Source organism: Sporomusa aerivorans, assembly GCF_041428895.1.
GTDB classification, from domain to species: Bacteria; Bacillota; Negativicutes; order Sporomusales; family Sporomusaceae; genus Sporomusa; species Sporomusa aerivorans.
Window position 1 is genome coordinate 252,994 of the sequence record NZ_CP156926.1, and the last position, 17,495, is coordinate 270,488.

The 17,495-nt window shown below is 47.4% G+C and carries 18 protein-coding genes; 13 read left to right on the forward strand and 5 right to left on the reverse strand.

What is annotated here, in order from left to right; genetic code table 11:
* Positions 1-180: 180 nt before the first annotated feature.
* From SATMO3_RS01050 to rsmI, 5 genes are read left to right on the forward strand one after another with little or no spacing between them, the layout of a single operon-like run.
* Positions 181-627, forward strand: a complete 447-nt coding sequence (locus SATMO3_RS01050) for a YaaR family protein (RefSeq protein ID WP_371381649.1) — start codon at positions 181-183, stop codon at positions 625-627.
* Positions 627-1,622: a DNA polymerase III subunit delta' gene (holB, locus tag SATMO3_RS01055; protein WP_371376273.1), complete on the forward strand. Its 996-nt coding sequence runs from the start codon at positions 627-629 to the stop codon at positions 1,620-1,622. Before SATMO3_RS01050 ends, holB begins: the two co-directional genes overlap by 1 nt.
* 1 nt (position 1,623) lies before the next feature.
* A complete protein-coding gene (locus SATMO3_RS01060; protein WP_371376275.1) occupies positions 1,624-2,433 on the forward strand; it encodes a stage 0 sporulation family protein in 810 nt (269 codons plus the stop codon).
* Complete coding sequence (locus SATMO3_RS01065; protein ID WP_371376277.1) at positions 2,433-3,182, forward strand: tRNA1(Val) (adenine(37)-N6)-methyltransferase; 750 nt, start codon at positions 2,433-2,435, stop codon at positions 3,180-3,182. Before SATMO3_RS01060 ends, SATMO3_RS01065 begins: the two co-directional genes overlap by 1 nt.
* 8 nt (positions 3,183-3,190) lie before the next feature.
* Positions 3,191-4,045, forward strand: a complete 855-nt coding sequence (gene rsmI, locus SATMO3_RS01070; RefSeq protein WP_371381650.1) for a 16S rRNA (cytidine(1402)-2'-O)-methyltransferase — start codon at positions 3,191-3,193, stop codon at positions 4,043-4,045.
* Positions 4,046-4,048: 3 nt separating this feature from the next.
* On the opposite strand, the gene SATMO3_RS01075 is transcribed toward rsmI, so the two are convergent.
* Positions 4,049-4,297, reverse strand: a complete 249-nt coding sequence (locus SATMO3_RS01075) for an AbrB/MazE/SpoVT family DNA-binding domain-containing protein (RefSeq protein ID WP_371376281.1) — start codon at positions 4,295-4,297, stop codon at positions 4,049-4,051.
* 280 nt (positions 4,298-4,577) lie between these two features.
* Here SATMO3_RS01075 and metG point away from each other — a divergent pair, with 280 nt between their 5' ends.
* From metG to rsmA, 6 genes are all read left to right on the forward strand, one after another.
* The gene (gene metG, locus SATMO3_RS01080; protein WP_371376284.1) at positions 4,578-6,503 is read left to right on the forward strand and encodes a methionine--tRNA ligase; all 1,926 of its coding nucleotides are present in this window, start codon (positions 4,578-4,580) and stop codon (positions 6,501-6,503) included.
* Between the two features lies 1 nt (position 6,504).
* Positions 6,505-7,272 (forward strand): TatD family hydrolase, encoded by a 768-nt coding sequence (locus tag SATMO3_RS01085; RefSeq protein ID WP_371376286.1) that lies wholly within the window; start codon positions 6,505-6,507, stop codon positions 7,270-7,272.
* 276 nt (positions 7,273-7,548) lie between these two features.
* Positions 7,549-8,538, forward strand: coding sequence for a 3D domain-containing protein (locus SATMO3_RS01090; RefSeq protein WP_371376288.1), 990 nt, complete (start codon positions 7,549-7,551; stop codon positions 8,536-8,538).
* Between the two features lie 139 nt (positions 8,539-8,677).
* Positions 8,678-10,396 (forward strand): ABC transporter ATP-binding protein/permease, encoded by a 1,719-nt coding sequence (locus SATMO3_RS01095; RefSeq protein WP_371376291.1) that lies wholly within the window; start codon positions 8,678-8,680, stop codon positions 10,394-10,396.
* A 193-nt stretch (positions 10,397-10,589) separates the two neighbouring features.
* On the forward strand, positions 10,590-11,171 hold the full coding sequence (rnmV, locus tag SATMO3_RS01100; RefSeq protein ID WP_371376294.1) for a ribonuclease M5: 582 nt from the start codon (positions 10,590-10,592) through the stop codon (positions 11,169-11,171).
* On the forward strand, positions 11,161-12,021 hold the full coding sequence (gene rsmA / locus SATMO3_RS01105; RefSeq protein ID WP_371376297.1) for a 16S rRNA (adenine(1518)-N(6)/adenine(1519)-N(6))-dimethyltransferase RsmA: 861 nt from the start codon (positions 11,161-11,163) through the stop codon (positions 12,019-12,021). Before rnmV ends, rsmA begins: the two co-directional genes overlap by 11 nt.
* 39 nt (positions 12,022-12,060) lie before the next feature.
* On the opposite strand, the gene SATMO3_RS01110 is transcribed toward rsmA, so the two are convergent.
* A complete protein-coding gene (locus SATMO3_RS01110; protein WP_371376299.1) occupies positions 12,061-12,861 on the reverse strand; it encodes a glycosyltransferase family 2 protein in 801 nt (266 codons plus the stop codon).
* A gap of 184 nt (positions 12,862-13,045) precedes the next feature.
* Here SATMO3_RS01110 and yabG point away from each other — a divergent pair, with 184 nt between their 5' ends.
* Positions 13,046-13,933, forward strand: coding sequence for a sporulation peptidase YabG (yabG, locus tag SATMO3_RS01115; protein ID WP_371376302.1), 888 nt, complete (start codon positions 13,046-13,048; stop codon positions 13,931-13,933).
* Positions 13,934-14,121: 188 nt separating this feature from the next.
* On the forward strand, positions 14,122-15,927 hold the full coding sequence (locus SATMO3_RS01120) for an Eco57I restriction-modification methylase domain-containing protein (RefSeq protein ID WP_371376304.1): 1,806 nt from the start codon (positions 14,122-14,124) through the stop codon (positions 15,925-15,927).
* Positions 15,928-15,953: 26 nt separating this feature from the next.
* Here the strand turns inward: SATMO3_RS01120 and SATMO3_RS01125 are convergent, their stop codons facing one another.
* The 3 genes from SATMO3_RS01125 to SATMO3_RS01135 all read right to left on the reverse strand — a co-directional run bounded on the left by SATMO3_RS01125 (position 15,954) and on the right by SATMO3_RS01135 (position 17,473).
* A complete protein-coding gene (locus SATMO3_RS01125; RefSeq protein WP_371376307.1) occupies positions 15,954-16,121 on the reverse strand; it encodes a hypothetical protein in 168 nt (55 codons plus the stop codon).
* Positions 16,122-16,304: 183 nt separating this feature from the next.
* Positions 16,305-17,162 carry an IS3 family transposase gene (locus tag SATMO3_RS01130; RefSeq protein ID WP_371376310.1) on the reverse strand — a complete coding sequence of 286 codons (858 nt, stop codon included), beginning with the start codon at positions 17,160-17,162 and terminating at the stop codon, positions 16,305-16,307.
* The gene (locus SATMO3_RS01135) at positions 17,159-17,473 is read right to left on the reverse strand and encodes a hypothetical protein (protein WP_371376313.1); all 315 of its coding nucleotides are present in this window, start codon (positions 17,471-17,473) and stop codon (positions 17,159-17,161) included. The genes SATMO3_RS01130 and SATMO3_RS01135 overlap by 4 nt, the downstream gene beginning before the upstream one ends.
* Positions 17,474-17,495 lie beyond the last annotated feature (22 nt).

Below are 17,495 nucleotides of genomic sequence, written 5' to 3' on the forward strand. Positions count from 1 at the left end.
CGTCCTGGATAAGGGCGACCTTAGCTTTAAGCTTTCACTAAGCCCGGCTGGGACTGTGTTTTCTTGTATTTTCCTGGCAAATATTTGATTATTTTATTGAAACCATTTATAATTTAAGAAATAAGAAGATAATAATCTGCCATAGGCATTTGAGGGCAGGAGGACTAAGTTTACATGAGCATGAAAGTTAATAATTTTGGTTTAAGCAATCAGCCGATCTTAAGTGATCGCGACCAGGGCAGCAAAACCGAAAAGACAGGCGACTATTTTGCTTCTGATTTACTAAAAACACAGGAAAAGCATTCGGACGAACGCTTGCAGATGCTTTTGGCCGATATTGATGAAAGCGGCCGCCGTTTATCACAGATGCCAACTTATAGTGAGCTTAAGTCATACCGGGAACATATCCGCAAGTTTATTGGTGAGGCCGTGTCCCGCATGTATACCCTCGAATCCCGTGCCGGCTGGGATCGCCATGGACGACAGAAAATGTATACAACAATTAGGCAGATTGATGAAAAACTGGCCGAGATGGCCGAGGATGTGCGTTCCGGACAGGACCGTCAATTGTCAATTATGGCTAAGCATGACGCCGTTCGCGGCATGCTGGTTGATTTGTATACCTAATGCTTAACTGGGATGAAATAATTGGCCACCAGCAAGTAGTGGCTATGGTTAAAGCCATGCTGTCCAGCGGTAACCTGCCCCATGCGTTACTGTTTACCGGTCCGTTGGGAGTGGGCAAAAGCCTGATCGCTCAAATTCTGGCGGCAGGTATTTTGTGCAGCAGTGACTATGATAAACCGTGTGGTCATTGCCAGTCTTGTATGCAATTTAACCGTGGCGCACATCCTGACTTTATCCTCGTGCGCCCGGATGGCGCCAATATTAAGATTGACCAGATCCGGCTGCTGCAGCATTTTGCAGCTTTATCCCCGGCTATCAGCCACGGGCGGGTCTGTCTTATTGAAGATACTGAGCTAATGACGGTTCAGGCTGCCAACAGTCTGCTCAAATTGCTGGAAGAGCCGCCGCCCGGTTTTGTTTTTATCTTAGTTGCCGGAACGTCCAAGCCGTTGTTGCCAACAATTTTGTCCCGCTGCCGGAAAATTTCGTTTCAGCAGCTGCCGGCTGATGTACTGGCGCAGGCGCTGGTGAACCAAGGGTATTCGTCTGATGCTGCGGTCGTTGCTGCCCGGCTAAGTGGTGGACGAATGGGCAAAGCGCTAAGTCTGATAAAAGCCGAGGGATTAGAGTCAAGGACTACGGCAGTTGAACTAATCAATTGTCTTTACAACCGGGACAGGATGGCTGTCTGGGAGCAGGCCGCCAGACTTGAGAGCCTTGACAATAAAGATATTGTTATTGTATTGGAATTTGTATTATACTTGCTGCGGGATGTGTTATTAGTCGCTGGCCGCTATGACGAGCAACTTATATATAATATTGACCTGGAGTCCAAACTTGCCGCCTGGGCGGGCATATGGTCCGAAAACGCCTGTATGGCTGCTTTGTCAGCTGTCAGGGATACAATCCGGGCTATCGGGGGGAATGCCAATACCCGGTTGGCGCTGGAAGAATTGCTAATCAAACTAAGGGATTTAGTGGAAAAAGGAGATTGACATGCTAACAGTCGTGGGTATCCGCTTTAAAAAGGCGGGTAAAATATATTATTTCGATCCGGGCGGGATTGAAATTGCCGCCGGTGATCATGCCATTGTCGAAACGGCAAGAGGGCTTGAATTTGGCGATGTTGTTATCGGACCGCGCCAGGTAGATGACAGCCAGATCGTTGCTCCGTTAAAGCCGGTACTTCGCCAGGCAACTCCGGAAGATCAGGAAAAGGTTAAAGACAACCGCAAAAAGGAAAAAGAAGCCTTTAAAATTTGCGAACAAAAAATCCAGGCGCATAGTTTACCTATGAATCTGGTCGATGTAGAGTACACGTTTGATGTAAATAAGATTATCTTTTATTTTACGGCAGAAGGCCGGATTGACTTCCGTGAGCTGGTTAAAGATCTGGCCAGTGTGTTTCGCACCCGCATTGAACTTAGACAAATTGGCGTGAGAGACGAAGCCAAACTGATGAACGGTATTGGCTGCTGCGGCCGGTCATTATGCTGCGCTACTTTTCTGGGAGACTTTGAACCGGTTTCCATCCGGATGGCAAAGGATCAAAACTTATCACTCAATCCAACTAAGATTTCCGGCATATGCGGCCGGCTGATGTGCTGCCTGAAATATGAAAATGATTGTTATGGCGGCTGCTGCGCCAAAAAAGTCTTGCCGCCGACGGTTGGCAAAGAGGTAGTTACTGTGGACGGCGAGGGGAAGGTAATTTCCATCAATCAGCAGAAGCGTACGGCAACCATTAGTTTGCCGGAAGGTAAAACCTTAATCATTCCCTGGGACGAAGTTGTGGAAAAAGAATAATGGTAGTTGATAATATTGAGCTAAAGCCTGGTGAACGGGTGGATGATCTTATTATTAATAACCTGAAACTGATTCAGCATCCGGACGAGTTTTGTTTCTCGCTGGATGCTGTGCTTCTGGCCCATTTTGCCAGCCTTCGCCCCGGTGGAACTGCGGTTGATCTGGGGGCCGGCACCGGGGTTGCCGGGTTATTGCTGCTGGCGCGCGGTGCCCAGGCAGTAACCGGCATCGAGATTAGTGCGGATATGGCCGATATGGCCTGCAGGTCAGCCTGTCTTAATAAGCTTGAGGACAGGCTTTCTATTATTCATGGTGATTTGCGCCGAATTAAAGAATTATTGCCCGGTGGTCACTATGAGCTGATTGTTTCCAATCCGCCATACCGCTCCGTAGGGGGCGGGTACATAAGTCCTAATGACCGGGTAGCCATGGCGCGGCATGAAGTGACGGCAAACCTGACAGAAGTGGTTGCTGCCGCTAAATACCTTGTCAAGTACCGCGGGCGGTTTGCAATGGTGCATCTGCCTGAACGGCTGGCTGAGATTACATTGGCTATGTGCCAGGCCGGTATTGAGCCAAAACGGCTGCAGTTAGTCTACCCGGCCAGCAATAAAAAGCCTAATATGGTGCTGATTGAAGGTGTGCGCGGCGCCAAGCCGGGGCTGGATGTATTACCGCCGCTCATTGTATATACTAATAATGGCTGCTATAGCGAAGAGATTATGAAGTTCTACAGGCAGGACAGGTGAATGCTGTGATAAATCCGGGTACACTGTATCTTTGCCCGACACCGCTGGGAAATTTGGAGGACATGAGTTTCCGGGCTGTCCGGGTACTTAAGGAAGCGGCAGCCATTGCTGCTGAAGATACCAGGCATACGCTAAAATTACTTAATCATTTTGACGTTCATGCGCCGCTTATAAGTTATCATGAACATAATAAGGCGGCGCGGGGACCGGAAATTATGGAACGTCTCCTTAAAGGGGAGACCATAGCTTTGGTGAGTGATGCCGGAATGCCCGGCATATCGGATCCAGGTGTTGACCTGGTGCGTCTGGCATTAGCGCATAATGTGCCGGTAGTACCGTTGCCCGGCCCCAATGCGGCGCTTACGGCGCTTATTGCCTCAGGCCTGGACACCACCATGTTTACGTTTATCGGTTTTTTGCCCAAAACCAATAAACACCGACGGGAACTATTGGCTAAACTCGCCGGACACCCGTATACCATGATCTTTTACGAAGCACCGCACCGGCTGAAAAATACGCTCTCTGAGCTTGCTGCTGCCCTGGGGGACCGACAGGCCGTAGCTGCCCGGGAACTGACGAAAAAGTTCGAGGAGTTTATCCATGGTACGCTGGTAAGTTTAAGCAGCCATTTTGACGAAACACCGCCGCGCGGCGAATTTACCCTGGTTGTCGGCGGAAAAACGGACGAGGCAAAGCTGGCCGAAGAACCTGAGGTTGTGACCGGCATTGCCATGGTAGCTGCTGTCAAACATCTGATGCAGCAGGGGATAAATAAAAAAGACGCCATCCGTGAGGTGGCATCTCAAAAAGGTTTACCTAAAAGGCAAGTCTACCAGGCTGTTTTAGAAAGTGAATTGATCTAAATATTATACAGCTTTTTGACCCATGGATTCCAGGCAGTCTTTGCAGACATTTTTGCCTTTGAAGTTGGTTACATCGGCGGCATTACCACAGAAAACACAAGCCGGCTCGTACTTCCGGAGGATGATGCGGTCGCTGTCAACATAGATCTCCAGCGCATCTTTTTCTTCGATATCAAGAGTGCGGCGTAATTCGATAGGAATAACTACCCTACCCAGCTCGTCCACTTTACGTACAATCCCAGTTGATTTCATTTCTTTTTCTCCCTTCACGCTACATAGTAAAATCACAATTAACTAACAATATTCGACAAAACCCGCTCAACTAAATAATACCAAATGTTACAATGCTTGTCAACCCAGTTTTTTACAGATTATAAAATTTTTTTAAAAAATTGGTAGCTAATGTGTATAAAACTACTATTCCCTGTCATATAATACTACTTTATGTCGAAAAATACAACTATTGACAATCAAATTACCAATGTCTATAATTGGTAAAATATATTAAACACGTTTGCTGAAGGAGGACATTATGTCGAAAAAACCCTTTTATATTACAACGCCCATTTATTACCCCAGTGACCGGCTGCATATTGGGCATGCCTACTGCACCACAATTGCCGATACCATTGCCCGGTATAAGCGGTTGGCCGGCTTTGATGTGTTCTTTTTAACAGGTTCTGATGAGCATGGTCAGAAGATTCAACGTAAGGCCGAAGAGAACAATACGACCCCCCTGGCATATGTGGACAAAATTGTAGCTTCGTTCAAACATTTATGGGAAAAACTTAATATTTCCAATGACGATTTTATCCGTACCACCGAACGCCGCCATCATGAGCTGGTGCAAGCCGTATTTCAGAAAATTTATGATCAGGGTGATATTTATAAAGCCGAATATGAGGGGTGGTATTGTACACCCTGTGAGACGTTCTGGCTGGAGCGGCAGTTAAATGACGGCAAATGTCCGGATTGCGGCCGCCCTGTCGAGATTGTCAAGGAAGAAAGCTACTTTTTCCGCATGTCCAAATACCAGGACCGTCTGCTCAAATACATCGAAGAAAATCCTGACTTCATTCAGCCGACTTCCCGGCGGAACGAAATGATAAACTTCATTAAGGGCGGCCTGGAAGATTTGTGTGTTTCGCGGACAACATTCGACTGGGGCATCCCGGTACCTTTTGACACCAAGCATGTTGTCTATGTATGGTTTGATGCTTTGACCAACTATATCACGGCTGCCGGTTATCTGAATGACCGGGAAAAGTTTGATAAATACTGGCCGGCTGATATTCATTTGGTAGGTAAGGAAATTGTCCGTTTTCACAGTATTATCTGGCCGATTATCCTGATGGCGCTGGGCGCTCCGCTGCCGAAAATGGTGTACGGTCATGGCTGGCTGGTGGTAGAAGGCGATAAGATGTCCAAATCTAAGGGCAACGTAATTGATCCTATCGCCCTGATTGATGAATTTGGCGCCGACGCCATCCGCTATTTTCTGCTTAGGGAAATTACCCTGGGGCTTGACGGCAACTTCTCGCGCGACGCATTGATTAACCGGATAAATGCTGATTTGGCCAATGATCTTGGCAACCTTCTGCATCGCAGTCTCAGTATGATCGGCCGCTTTAACGGCGGAGTTATTGAGGCTCCCGGTGATGTGGAGGCCATTGACCAGGAGCTTATCGAACTGGCGCGCAGCACTGCTGCTCAGTACGAAAAGCATATGGAGCATCAGGATATTAATACTGCATTAAAAGAAGTATGGGCGCTGATTGGACGTACCAACAAATATATTGACGAGACCGGTCCGTGGGCATTGGCTAAAGACCCGGCGAAAAAAGGCCGGCTTAATACTGTGCTGTATAACCTGGCAGAGGTGCTGCGCATGGTTGCCGTCTTAATTTCACCGTTTATGCCACTTACTGCCCCGAGAATTTGGCAGCAGCTTGGTCTAAAAGACGACTTTGCCAGCATAAAATTAAGTGATGCTCAGGCCTGGGGACGGTTACCGGCAGGAACGGTAGTTGCTAAAGCGGAGCCTATCTTCCCGCGTATTGAAGAACAACCGATCGCCGAGGCTGAGGCCCAGCCGGCAGAGGCGGCTATCGCTGTCACGGCTCCTGCTCAACCCGCAACCCCGGAAATTACTATTGACGAGTTTGCAAAAGTTGATTTGCGGGTGGCCAGGGTGTTAGCTGCCGAGAAGGTAAAAAAGGCCGATAAGTTACTGCTGCTAACTGTGGATTTGGGCAGCGAGCAACGTACGATTATCTCCGGAATTGCCAAACATTATGAGCCGGAGCAGCTTGTCGGCCAGAATGTCGTTATGGTAGTTAATCTGAAACCGGCTAAAATCCGGGGAATTGAATCCCGGGGAATGGTTCTGGCCGCTTCCTGTGATGACAAATTGCAACTGGTTACTGCCGACATGCCGCCAGGCAGCAAGGTGAAGTAAGATGCTGTTTGATTCTCACGCCCATATCGATGATAAACGATTTGACGCCGATCGTACCGAGGTTATCCAGCGGGCGGCCGAGGCCGGACTTGTAGGGATTATCAATGCCGGGGCCTGCATGGAATCCTCGGCCCGGTCCATTGCCCTGGCCGAGGAAAATGCCCTGATTTACGCTGCAGTCGGTATTCACCCGCATGATGCCCAAGGGGCTAAGGCCAGCGATTATGAACAGCTGGCAGCCTGGAGTCTGTTACCTAAAGTTGTGGCCATTGGTGAGATCGGTCTTGACTATTATTATAATTTGTCACCCCGCGAGATTCAGCAAGCGGTATTTATTCGCCAGATTGATGTGGCAAAACAGCTTAAAAAACCTATTATTATTCATGACCGTGATGCTCATGGGGATGTGCTTTCCATTGTCAAGAAAGAAGCCAAAGGCGTTACTGGTGTGTTTCATTGCTTTTCCGGCAGTCTGGAGATGGCGAAAGAAGTCATTAAGCTGGGTTTCTACGTTTCCTTTGCCGGGCCGGTAACGTATGCCAAAGACGGTAAACTCAAAGAAGTGGCGGCAAACATACCGCTGGAACGCTTGCTTGTGGAAACTGACTGCCCTTATCTGACACCCCAGCCATACCGTGGCCGGCGCAATGAACCGGCTTACGTACGTTATACCGCCGAGGAAGTTGCGCGGGCGAGGGGGATGGATTTTGGCGTTCTGGCAGCGGCGGCTACAGCCAATACGAAGCGGTTGTTTAGTATACCTGAATAAAGTTCAAGTTTCCTTTATGGAAATAAAACAGAGCTCAACAAGGAATAAAATGGAAATTCGGCGAATATTTTACAGTAATGTAATGTTCGCTGAATTTTTTTGTTGGTCAAAATTACCTGTTCGGACCAGACAACTGTAATTGCTGCTGTATAATAATTACATATATTGGAAATACTGTTATTAACAAATGGATAATCATGGGAAAAATAAAGGGATTGTTTGACTATATAACCATGTTATGGTATAATTGCTAGGCTCAGAGAAAGGGGGGTATTCATGAGTGATGGAAATTCCATGTTGGAGAAACATGGCAAAGGCAGAGCAATGCTGATTGTCGCACTGCTACTGGCATCACTGCTGGCAACCGGATTTGTTTGGGCGCATGAAAAGGTACAGGTTATTACAGACGGTCAAAGCTATACAGTTAATACCTTGTACAAAAGTCCGTATAAAATTTTAAAACAAGCCGGAATTACGCTAAACCCTGACGACGAATTCAGGTTATCAACAGCCAGCGTAACTACTGGAACAGTAATTGAAGTATTTCGCGCAGTACCGGTAACGGTCAATTATCAAGGAAAATCCATTAATTTGGTTACAGGCAAGCCTACTATACGTGAGGTTGCCGATCAGGCGGGTATACCTCGGGACAAAGTCCGGCTTACGCCGGCAGAGGATTCCAGGCCGGTAAGCGGCATGGTTGTCAAGGCCGTCGCGTTATCGGAAAAAATCGAAGAGCAAGAAGTTCCTGATTTGTACCAGGTTATCCGTCAGCCTGATCCGACCCTGGAAAAGGGCGTGGAAGAAACTGTTCAAGCCGGTGAGAACGGTGTCAAGAAGGCGACTGTTCGTGTCCGGTTTGAGGATGGCTCCCGGGTTAGTGCCGATGTGCTTTCCGAGATTGTCGCCGTTAGTTCCAAACCACAGATTATTCGGGTTGGTACGCGGGATACAATCGATACTTCGCGCGGAACCATGCGATTTCGCAACGTCCGTTATATGGAAGCTTCGGCCTACCTGCCGACTGATGGATCTGCGCAGGGACTGACGGCTACCGGGATTGCTGCCCGGCGCGGTATTGTTGCCGTTGATCCGGATGTAATTCCCCTTGGAACCCGGGTATTTATTCCCGGCTATGGCTTAGGTCTTGCTGCCGATACCGGCGGAGCCATTGTAGGGGAGAAGATTGACTTGTGTATGGAAAATGCCAGTGAAGCCTGGCGGTTTGGCCGCAGGACAGTAAAAGTGTATGAGCTGGCTGAGTAAAGAAGAAAAGTGACAGGGCAACGGCCCTGCCACTTTTTCTTCATCCGGGCAGTGCTTATTTTTGAAACCTATGGAAGGAGTCGCTTGAAGCGGCAGCGAACTATCCACAATATAATCAGTGGCGAGGGGACTGGTATTATTGGCCAATTTCAATCTCGATTTTTTGAAAAGCAGCTGGGCGCTCATTATTGATTACTGGTATTCGGAGGAAAAGTGGCGCGCCCGGGGTCTTACCGCGGTCATTGTGACCCTTAACTTAGCTTATGTTTACATACTGGTACTAATCAACAAATGGTATAACCGTTTTTATAACTCTCTGCAGAATTTGGACCTGGATGAATTTTTCAGTGCCCAGGGGGAATTTGCCATACTGGCCACTATCTATATTATTGTGGCCGTATACCAGCTTTACCTGCAGCAGATGCTGGAAATAAAATGGCGGCGCTGGCTGACCAAAAAGTATCTGGACAATTGGCTGCAGGACCGGACTTACTACCGGTTGCAGCTTACCGGTGATAAAACAGATAACCCTGATCAACGTATCAGTGAGGATCTGCGCCTGTTTACTAATTATACCCTGAGATTGTCACTGGGGCTGTTAAAGGCTGTTGTTACGCTGGTTTCTTTTATTGCTATTTTGTGGGAACTATCCGGGTCGCTGACTATTCCGCTCGGTGGAAAAGAAATCACAATCAGCGGCTACATGGTGTGGGTGGCTATTCTGTACGCCATTGTCGGTACCTGGCTCACACATAAAATCGGCAAGCCGTTGACCAGGCTTAATTTTGACCAGCAGCGTTTTGAGGCTGATTTTCGTTTCAGTCTGGTACGGCTCAGAGAGAACAGTGAAAGTATTGCCTTTTACGGCGGTGAGGCCAAAGAAGGTCAAGGATTTATGGATCGTTTCGATCGCGTTTTAAGGAATTTCTGGCAGATCATGCAACGGCAGAAACAACTGACCTGGTTTACCTCCGGCTACGGGCAAATCGCTATAATTTTTCCATTCCTCGTAGGTGCTCCGAGATATTTCGCCAAAGAAATTCAGCTTGGCGGTTTGCTGCAGGTTGTGCAGGCTTTTGGCAAGGTACAGGATGCTTTATCCTTCTTTGTTGACAGTTATCCGCTTTTGGCCGAATGGAAATCGGTCGTCGACCGTCTTAGCGGTTTTACCGGCAATATGAATAAGGTCAGAGAGCTGCCTGATGCCGGTTCTGTTGTTACGAAAGCATCTGCTCCGGCTCTGACTGTTACAGACATTAGCATCCACCTGCCTGATGGACATGAGCTGCTGTCCGGCCTTACTTTGAAGCTGACGGCCGGTGATTCGCTGCTGGTGGCCGGACCGTCAGGCAGCGGCAAAAGTACGCTGCTTAGAACGCTGTCCGGTTTATGGCCGTATGCTCAGGGGTCAATTGAGATACCCGCAAACCAGGATTGCTTATTTTTGCCGCAGAAATCTTATTTGCCGCTGGGAACGCTGCGGGATGTGCTGCTGTATCCCAGCACAAACAGTTCGGTTACCGACGAGGAAATTTGTACTGCAATGTCGCTTTGCAAGCTGGAGCGGTTACAGAAACGGCTTGACACAGTTGCCGACTGGTCACATGTGCTGTCTTTAGGTGAGCAGCAGCGTATTGCTTTTGTAAGGGCTCTTATTCAGCAGCCGGAATGGCTGTTTATGGACGAGGCGACATCGGCTCTGGATGAACCAACCGAGCGGGCCTTATATACCCTGCTGCGGGAACGGCTGCCGGGTACGACCATGATCAGCGTTGGCCACAGGGGAACACTAAATCAATATCATAGCAAGAAATTGACCCTGGACGGAACTGGGCGCTGGACGATTCTTAATCTATAGATATAATCAATACAAATGCCTGGTGCAGTTTGGCGCCGATGTTGTTTTAACTCCTCCAGGGTTAAAACAACATAGTCTTTTGCATTCGCCCAAGGGCTGGTTTAGGCTGTGTTTTCTTTATATAAAGTAGATAAAAAGCAAGTAAGTGTGGTAATATATTCATATTGCATGAAGTTACTATTTGGAGTGTATCATGATTAGAGAAGTAATTGTCGTAGAGGGCAAGCAGGATATTGCCGCTGTCAAACGGGCAGTGGATGCCGAATGTATTGCTACTGAAGGTTTTAACCTCCTGCCGCGGACCTTGAGCAGGATTGAGGACGCTTATAAGCGCCGGGGAATTATCATCCTTACAGATCCGGATAGCGCCGGTGAACGTATTCGAAAATATTTAACTACCCGCTTCCCTGACGCCAAACATGCCTTTGTTCCGAGAGAGCAAGCAAATGCTAACAATGATATCGGCATTGAGCAGGCCAGTCCGGCTGCTATCAAAAATGCACTGAGTAAAGTCAGGCTGCATGAATGGCAGCCTGCCAGTGAGTTTGACTGGCAGGATATTATGGCTGCCAGTCTGAACGGCGTGCCTGATGCAACGGTCCGCCGTGCCGCACTGGGTGAAAAATTAGGCATTGGCTATGCCAATGCTAAGAGTTTTTTATACCGGCTGAATCATTATGGCATTACCCGTAAAGAATTTGAGCAAGCATTACATAGCCTGGATGGAGCAATTAGCCCAAGTACAGATGCGGAGGAACCAGCTTATGGCGATTAAGCCGCGTATTGCCCAAAAAGATGTGACTTTACACATCCTGAAGACTTTTGGCATCCACATGAGCAAAAAGCTAGGACAGAATTTTCTGATTGACGGTAATGTTGTTGATGGTATTGTAGCCGCGGCACAAGTTGAACAGGGCGATACCGTTTTGGAAATAGGACCGGGAATTGGCACCTTAACCCAAGGATTGGCCGAAAGTGGCGCTGCGGTGACGACAGTGGAACTGGATCGCCGTTTGCTCAGTGTGCTTGCCAAAACGCTGGAAGGGTATAATAATGTCAAAGTTGTACATGGGGATATTTTAAAAATTGACATTTCCCGGGAAATAGGTCAAGCAAACTACAAAGTTGTCGCTAATTTGCCCTACTATATTACGACACCTATTATCATGAAGTTCCTGGAAGAGCGACTGCCTGTCGAACTCTTAGTTACCATGGTTCAAAAAGAAGTCGCCGAACGGATGGTAGCCAAGCCGGGCGGTAAAGACTACGGGGCATTATCAGTTGCTGTCCAGTATTATACTGTGCCGGAAATTATGTTTATTGTACCGCCAACCGCCTTTATTCCGCCACCGGCGGTAGAATCGGCCGTTATCCGGTGTACTGTGCGCAACGAGCCGCCTGTGCAGGTGACCAGTGAAAAGATGTTTTTCCGCGTGGTTAAAGCAGCCTTTGCCCAGCGGCGCAAGACACTGGCCAATGCACTTAAAGCCGGCGGCCTGGGTAAGGATGCCCTTGATCAGGTACTCGGTCAGGCCGGAGTTGATGGTATTCGTCGCGGCGAACAACTTTCGCTCGAGGAATTTGCTGCTGTTGCCAATGCCTGGAGCGATCTGGCGAGTTCGTAATAATGCGAGCTTATTTTATGAATAAGACAAAAGCCCTGCTCATTTGGAGCAGGGCTTTTCGTTCAAAAACAGGTCTAATAAATCAAAACGGCGGTCAATATGATAACCTAAATAAGTTTTGCTCTGCCATTGGCGATTGCGGCTCTGGTCATGAAAAGCCGCAATCGCCTCCAGACAGTCGCCGACGATGGTATCAATAATTTTGTTGGTATGAATTTGATTTTTTACTGATGAACCCAGACGGTAATGGGGGATTGTTGTTGCTACATCTATTTTTAACTTGTGCAGACGCGCCAGCGCCATAGTGACCGGGGGAACAGCCAACTCGCGCAATGAGATTGTTTCCAGAAGACGGCGGGACACTGCGTGGGGACCATGGGCCGGGCTGGCCAGGCTGATTTTTTTATCCAGCCCCAGTTCCTTGTTTAGCGTAAGCCGCCACTGAAAAGTGGGGTTATACCGTTCGATATGACGCGGCGGGGAAGGGTAACAGTTGGTTAGTGCCATGTCCAGATGCTTTAACAGTACACCGTCAACCAGCTCCATCAAATTCTCGTTGAATGTTCCAACCATGTCGCCGTCAACAAAAGCTACGACATCGCTGCCTAGAGCAAGAGCCACCTTAGCGCCGATCGCGCGGGGAATATCAATTCCTAAACATTCGTGAAAATAGATAATCTGTAGTTTAGGGAGACGCATTGCTAAAACCTCACGCATTGTGCTGTCCTTGGAACCATTGGCTACCAAGATGATGTGGTCAATAGGCAAAGTTCCCAAATTTTGCAGAACGGTGGTAATGCGCCCTCCCTCATTTTTGGCCGGAACGACCACGCAAATCACGTCCATCACCTCGGAGTAAGAATGCGTGTAATATGCCACAATGAAAGCAGTCTCATGGGGGCTCACTATAGTATATAGTGGAGATAAGAGGTTTGACACCCGCCTGCAATAGTAATTTTGTGGCATAATAGTCAGCCGCTACATAGGATGTAATAGTTATAGGCTAGCTGAGGGGGGAAACCAAGTGGACATTCAAGTAGGTGACCTAGTCATCAGGAAGTCGCATGGCGGCGATATTGTTTTTAAGGTTGCTGATATCTTTGTTGACAATACACAGCAAACCCACTGTGTTTTAAAAGGCCTGCACCTAAGGTTAATGGCTGATTCGCCCATAGATGATCTGGAAAGAATAGAGGCTGAGCATTTGCGGAATGAAATTATCCGTATGGAGAGCATTCATAATGAAACCCTGCGCCGGGTTATGGTTCGCCGGAGCCGTGAACGCGAGCAACTGGAATTAAGGCGAGCGGAATCCACTAAAAAATTCTCTTTTTTCGATTTGCCCGGCCGGGTGCTGCATTTGGACGGCGACGAAGAATATATGAGAATGTGCCTGAAGACGTATAGTCAGCTTAATATTGAGGCTGAGGGGCGCTGGGTTGAAGAATCCAAACAGCCTGAAGTAGTTATCGGCTTATTGGAAGAAATCCGGCCGGATATTTTAGTACTTACCGGTCATGATGCCCTGGCGGGAAATGGAAAGAAGGAGAAGGAGAAAGATATTAGCGACATTAACAACTACCGCAATTCCAAGCATTTTGTTGCAGCAGTGAAAAAAGCCCGTACATTTGAGCCCTCCCGTGATGACTTGGTTATTTTTGCAGGTGCCTGTCAGTCTCATTTTGAGGCTATTTTATCATCTGGAGCTAATTTTGCCAGTTCGCCCAACCGTATTTTTATCCACGCCTATGACCCGGTTTTTATTGCTGAGAAAGTCGCTTTCACCCCCATTAATAAAACCGTCGACGTGAGTGACGCTATCACAGCATCCGTAACAGGGGTTGACGGCGTGGGCGGTCTTGAAACCAGGGGGAAATTCCGGCTGGGAATGCCCAAAACCCCGATTAAATAAGCAACTGCGTTATATAAGAACAACTAAGGTTTCCGCCGGCGTGAAGACTTGGCACCAGCCAAGTCTTTTTTTTGCTCTCGTTCAAGCCTCGGCGCAAACCATTTTATTTCTCGGCATTAGCACTAACAGGAACAAATGGAATTGTGGCGAACTATTTTTTTATAGTTTTGGTGTCAGGAGGCTTCGAATTGCCAGCAGGAAATAATCCCACCCTCTGTCGCAGTGCCCGCAAAGCCGCAGGCGTTTTTTACACGCCGACTCATATCGTCGACTATATTTTGGAGCGGACATTGGCAAAGCATGATATAGTGCAGAACCCGGCGCCTAAGGTGCTGGACCCTGCCTGTGGCTCAGGAAATTTTTTAGTGCGGGCTTATGATATGTTGCTTGCCAAACTGACCGATAACTTGCCGGTATTGCAAGATCGGTATGCCGCCCGGCAATATCGGATTCGCAGCGGTTCAGACATCGCGTCGCTTGACGGCCGGCGTTACTGGCGCCGGGAAAACCTGCATTATCATATTATCAGCCACTGTCTGTTCGGGGCCGATGTGGATGAGCAGGCTGTACGGCAGGCTGAGCGCAGGCTTGGGGAAAAAGATGTCGGCCGCTGGTGCGAATTGGCAAGTAACAATCTTATCGTCTGTGATAGTTTGGTCCGCTGGGAAAACCCACGAGATGTCTCCCGGAAGGATGCTGCAGGCGCTGTGCAGCATCGCCTGGCCGAATTTTGGACTCGGCAGTATGATTGTGTTATTGGCAATCCGCCCTATGTCAGTTTCGGTTTGAACCGGGTCGGTAAAATGACTGCCGATCACTCTGCTTACTTGCGGGCGAAGTATCCGTATTCGGCCCAGTACAAGCTGAGTTATTACGCCCTTTTTTTGGAAAGAGGCATTACGGCGCTAAAGTCCGGAGGTTTCTTGGGTTTTATTACCCCTGACAGTTACCTCTTAGGGCGATACTATTCCAAAATTCGCGAGTATATCTTGGCTACTTGTTCGATACAGGAACTTACGTTAGTTGCCGACAAGGTATTTAATGGGGTACTGGTCGGTGTTCCGGCTATTACGATTTTACGGAAAAACACTGCCGTGCCAGCTAAACCGGCAGACACAGTTTTAATAACAAAACTGGCTGATAGTGACCGGCCGGTCATTTCTTTTCAATACAGTCAGAACTATTTTTCAGAACAGGTATATAAACGGTTTCGACTGTTTTTTAGCGCGCAGGACAAAGCTATTGTCGAAAAGATGGAACAAGCGCCCCGGCGGTTTGGAGACTTAACCAAAATCAGGACAGGCATGCGCTCGCTTAGCGTGCAAGCAGATATAAAAAGTAAAAATAAACTGGGAGATACCTGGCGGCCGGGGCTTACGTCATCGGCGCAAATTATACCATTCGGCCTGGTGTATCAGGAGGATTGGCTTGATGTTAACCCGGCGAAACTAAACAAAGGTGGCTGGGATGCAACTGTTATGGCCGGCAATAAGATTTTTTTGCGGCAAACAGGGGATTGCCTGATTGCCGCGGTGGACTGCTCTGGCTTATATCATTTGAATAATATTCATTCGATTGCCGTCTTACAGGCTGGTATTAGCCTGGAATACCTGGTTTGTCTCCTGAATTCCCGGCTCCTGAATTTTTATTACCATACTGTGACGCTGGAAAAAGGCCGCCCCATGGCGCAGGTTGATATTGAGACAGTGGAAAAGCTGCCGCTTGTAATTAATCCCGGGCAGCACGGCAAGCTGACCCGGATAGGCGGGCAGTTAGAAACTCTTACAGCCGGTCTCACGCCATACGCAGAGAAAACTCCGGATAGCTGCCGTTTGTTGACAGAGTTTACTGAGGTATACAATCAGATGAATCAGGTGATTTATGAAATATATGGATTACCGGCTAGTGATATTGCCCATATTGAACACCTGTATAACAATGGGGAAGCAGGCATGCTTTTGGGACGACAAAAACGCAGAGGACGTCAGATATGACGTCCTCTCCCGTTTTTGTCGTCCTATTATTGTTTGGGCCGGGCCTTGATATCCTTCGTTGGGGGCATTACGGCAGCAGCTTTTTTACTAGTCAGGCTATCGGTGTCTTTGCCGCCGTACGGTCCTTGTTGATTCTGCGGCTGACCCGAAGGGCCATGGGGGGATTTTTGATTATTGTCGTAAATGTTGCCCATACTAATCACCTCCTGGTTGCTAGTGTGCCCCATTCAGCGCTGGCAAATTTAGTTTTGTCTATGTTGTTCAGGCGTTTATTGGCAAATAAATAGCTGCTGCAAAAATGAAAAACCCGCGTTCAGTGAACAGAACCAGAAGAAACGTACAGAAAATAGAACCCCCAGAAGTAGAAAAGCTTTAAATTACGCAAACTGACATCGTTTTTCATAGGGTGTCAGTTTCGTTTTTAGTTGAATACGCTCATAATTATAAAAATAGATGTATTCATCGATAAGTTCTTTAGCTTCATTAAACGTCTTTGGCCGTACTCTGTAGATGCATTCTGACTTCAAGATGCTAAAGAAGTTTTCAGCCAATGCATTATCATAACAATTTCCACGCCTTGACATAGACGGCGTAATGCCATATTCTTTAGTTAGGTTAAAATACCCATGAGAAGTGTATTGGAACCCTTGGTCACTATGGAGTTGCAGCTCCGTAGTGACCTTTTCCTTTCTCATAGCCGCTTTAACGGTCTCAAGAACCAAGTTTACTGTTTGCTCTGTTCCTGTTTTGTATGACACAATACTTCGATCGAATGCATCTCGTATCATAGATAAGTACAGGACACCTTGTTTGGTGCAAATGTACGAGATATCAGTAACCCATTTCTGATTCGGTGCAGTTGCTTCGAAGTTGCGGTTGAGTAGATTTTCATATTTATGAAGTTGTTGCCCCATTTGCTTATACTTTTTACGTCTACGTATCTGCGATAATAAATTGTATTTATTCATCAAGTGAAGAACTGTCTTAGGATTGAGATAAAGACTTCTCTTTTGCTGCAGCCACAAATAAACTCGACGATATCCATACGTTCTATTGGATTGTTTCTGACATGATGCAATTTCTGCTACTAATTTTTCATTCCGATCAGGCTTACCCATACGATTTACATAACCATAGTATCCACTGCGAGATACTCCGAAAAATGTACACAATACTGCAATGGAGTATTTGCTTTTGTTTTTATAAATGGCCAGGTATTTTGTTGATGGCCTCACTTCCTTCCAACGATTTGAAGAAAAGAACGCAATAGTTCATTTTCCATCTTCAAGCGTTTAATTTCATTATCTTTCTCATCGGCTGTGGCTATATAGCCTTTCGGTGGTCTACCTTTTCGCCGCGGAACAATACCTACCTGGATCATTTTTTCCTTTCGGTTATTTCTGGCTATGAGCTGTTTGATTACATACTTATCCTTGAACTTATAATACTCGCTAATTTCTCTATTTGTTTTGCCCTCACTTTTCATTTGAAGAACATCTTTTATAATCGCTTCTCCAAAATGCTTTGTGCCTTTTTTTCCTGACATACTAATACCCCCAGTCATAGAT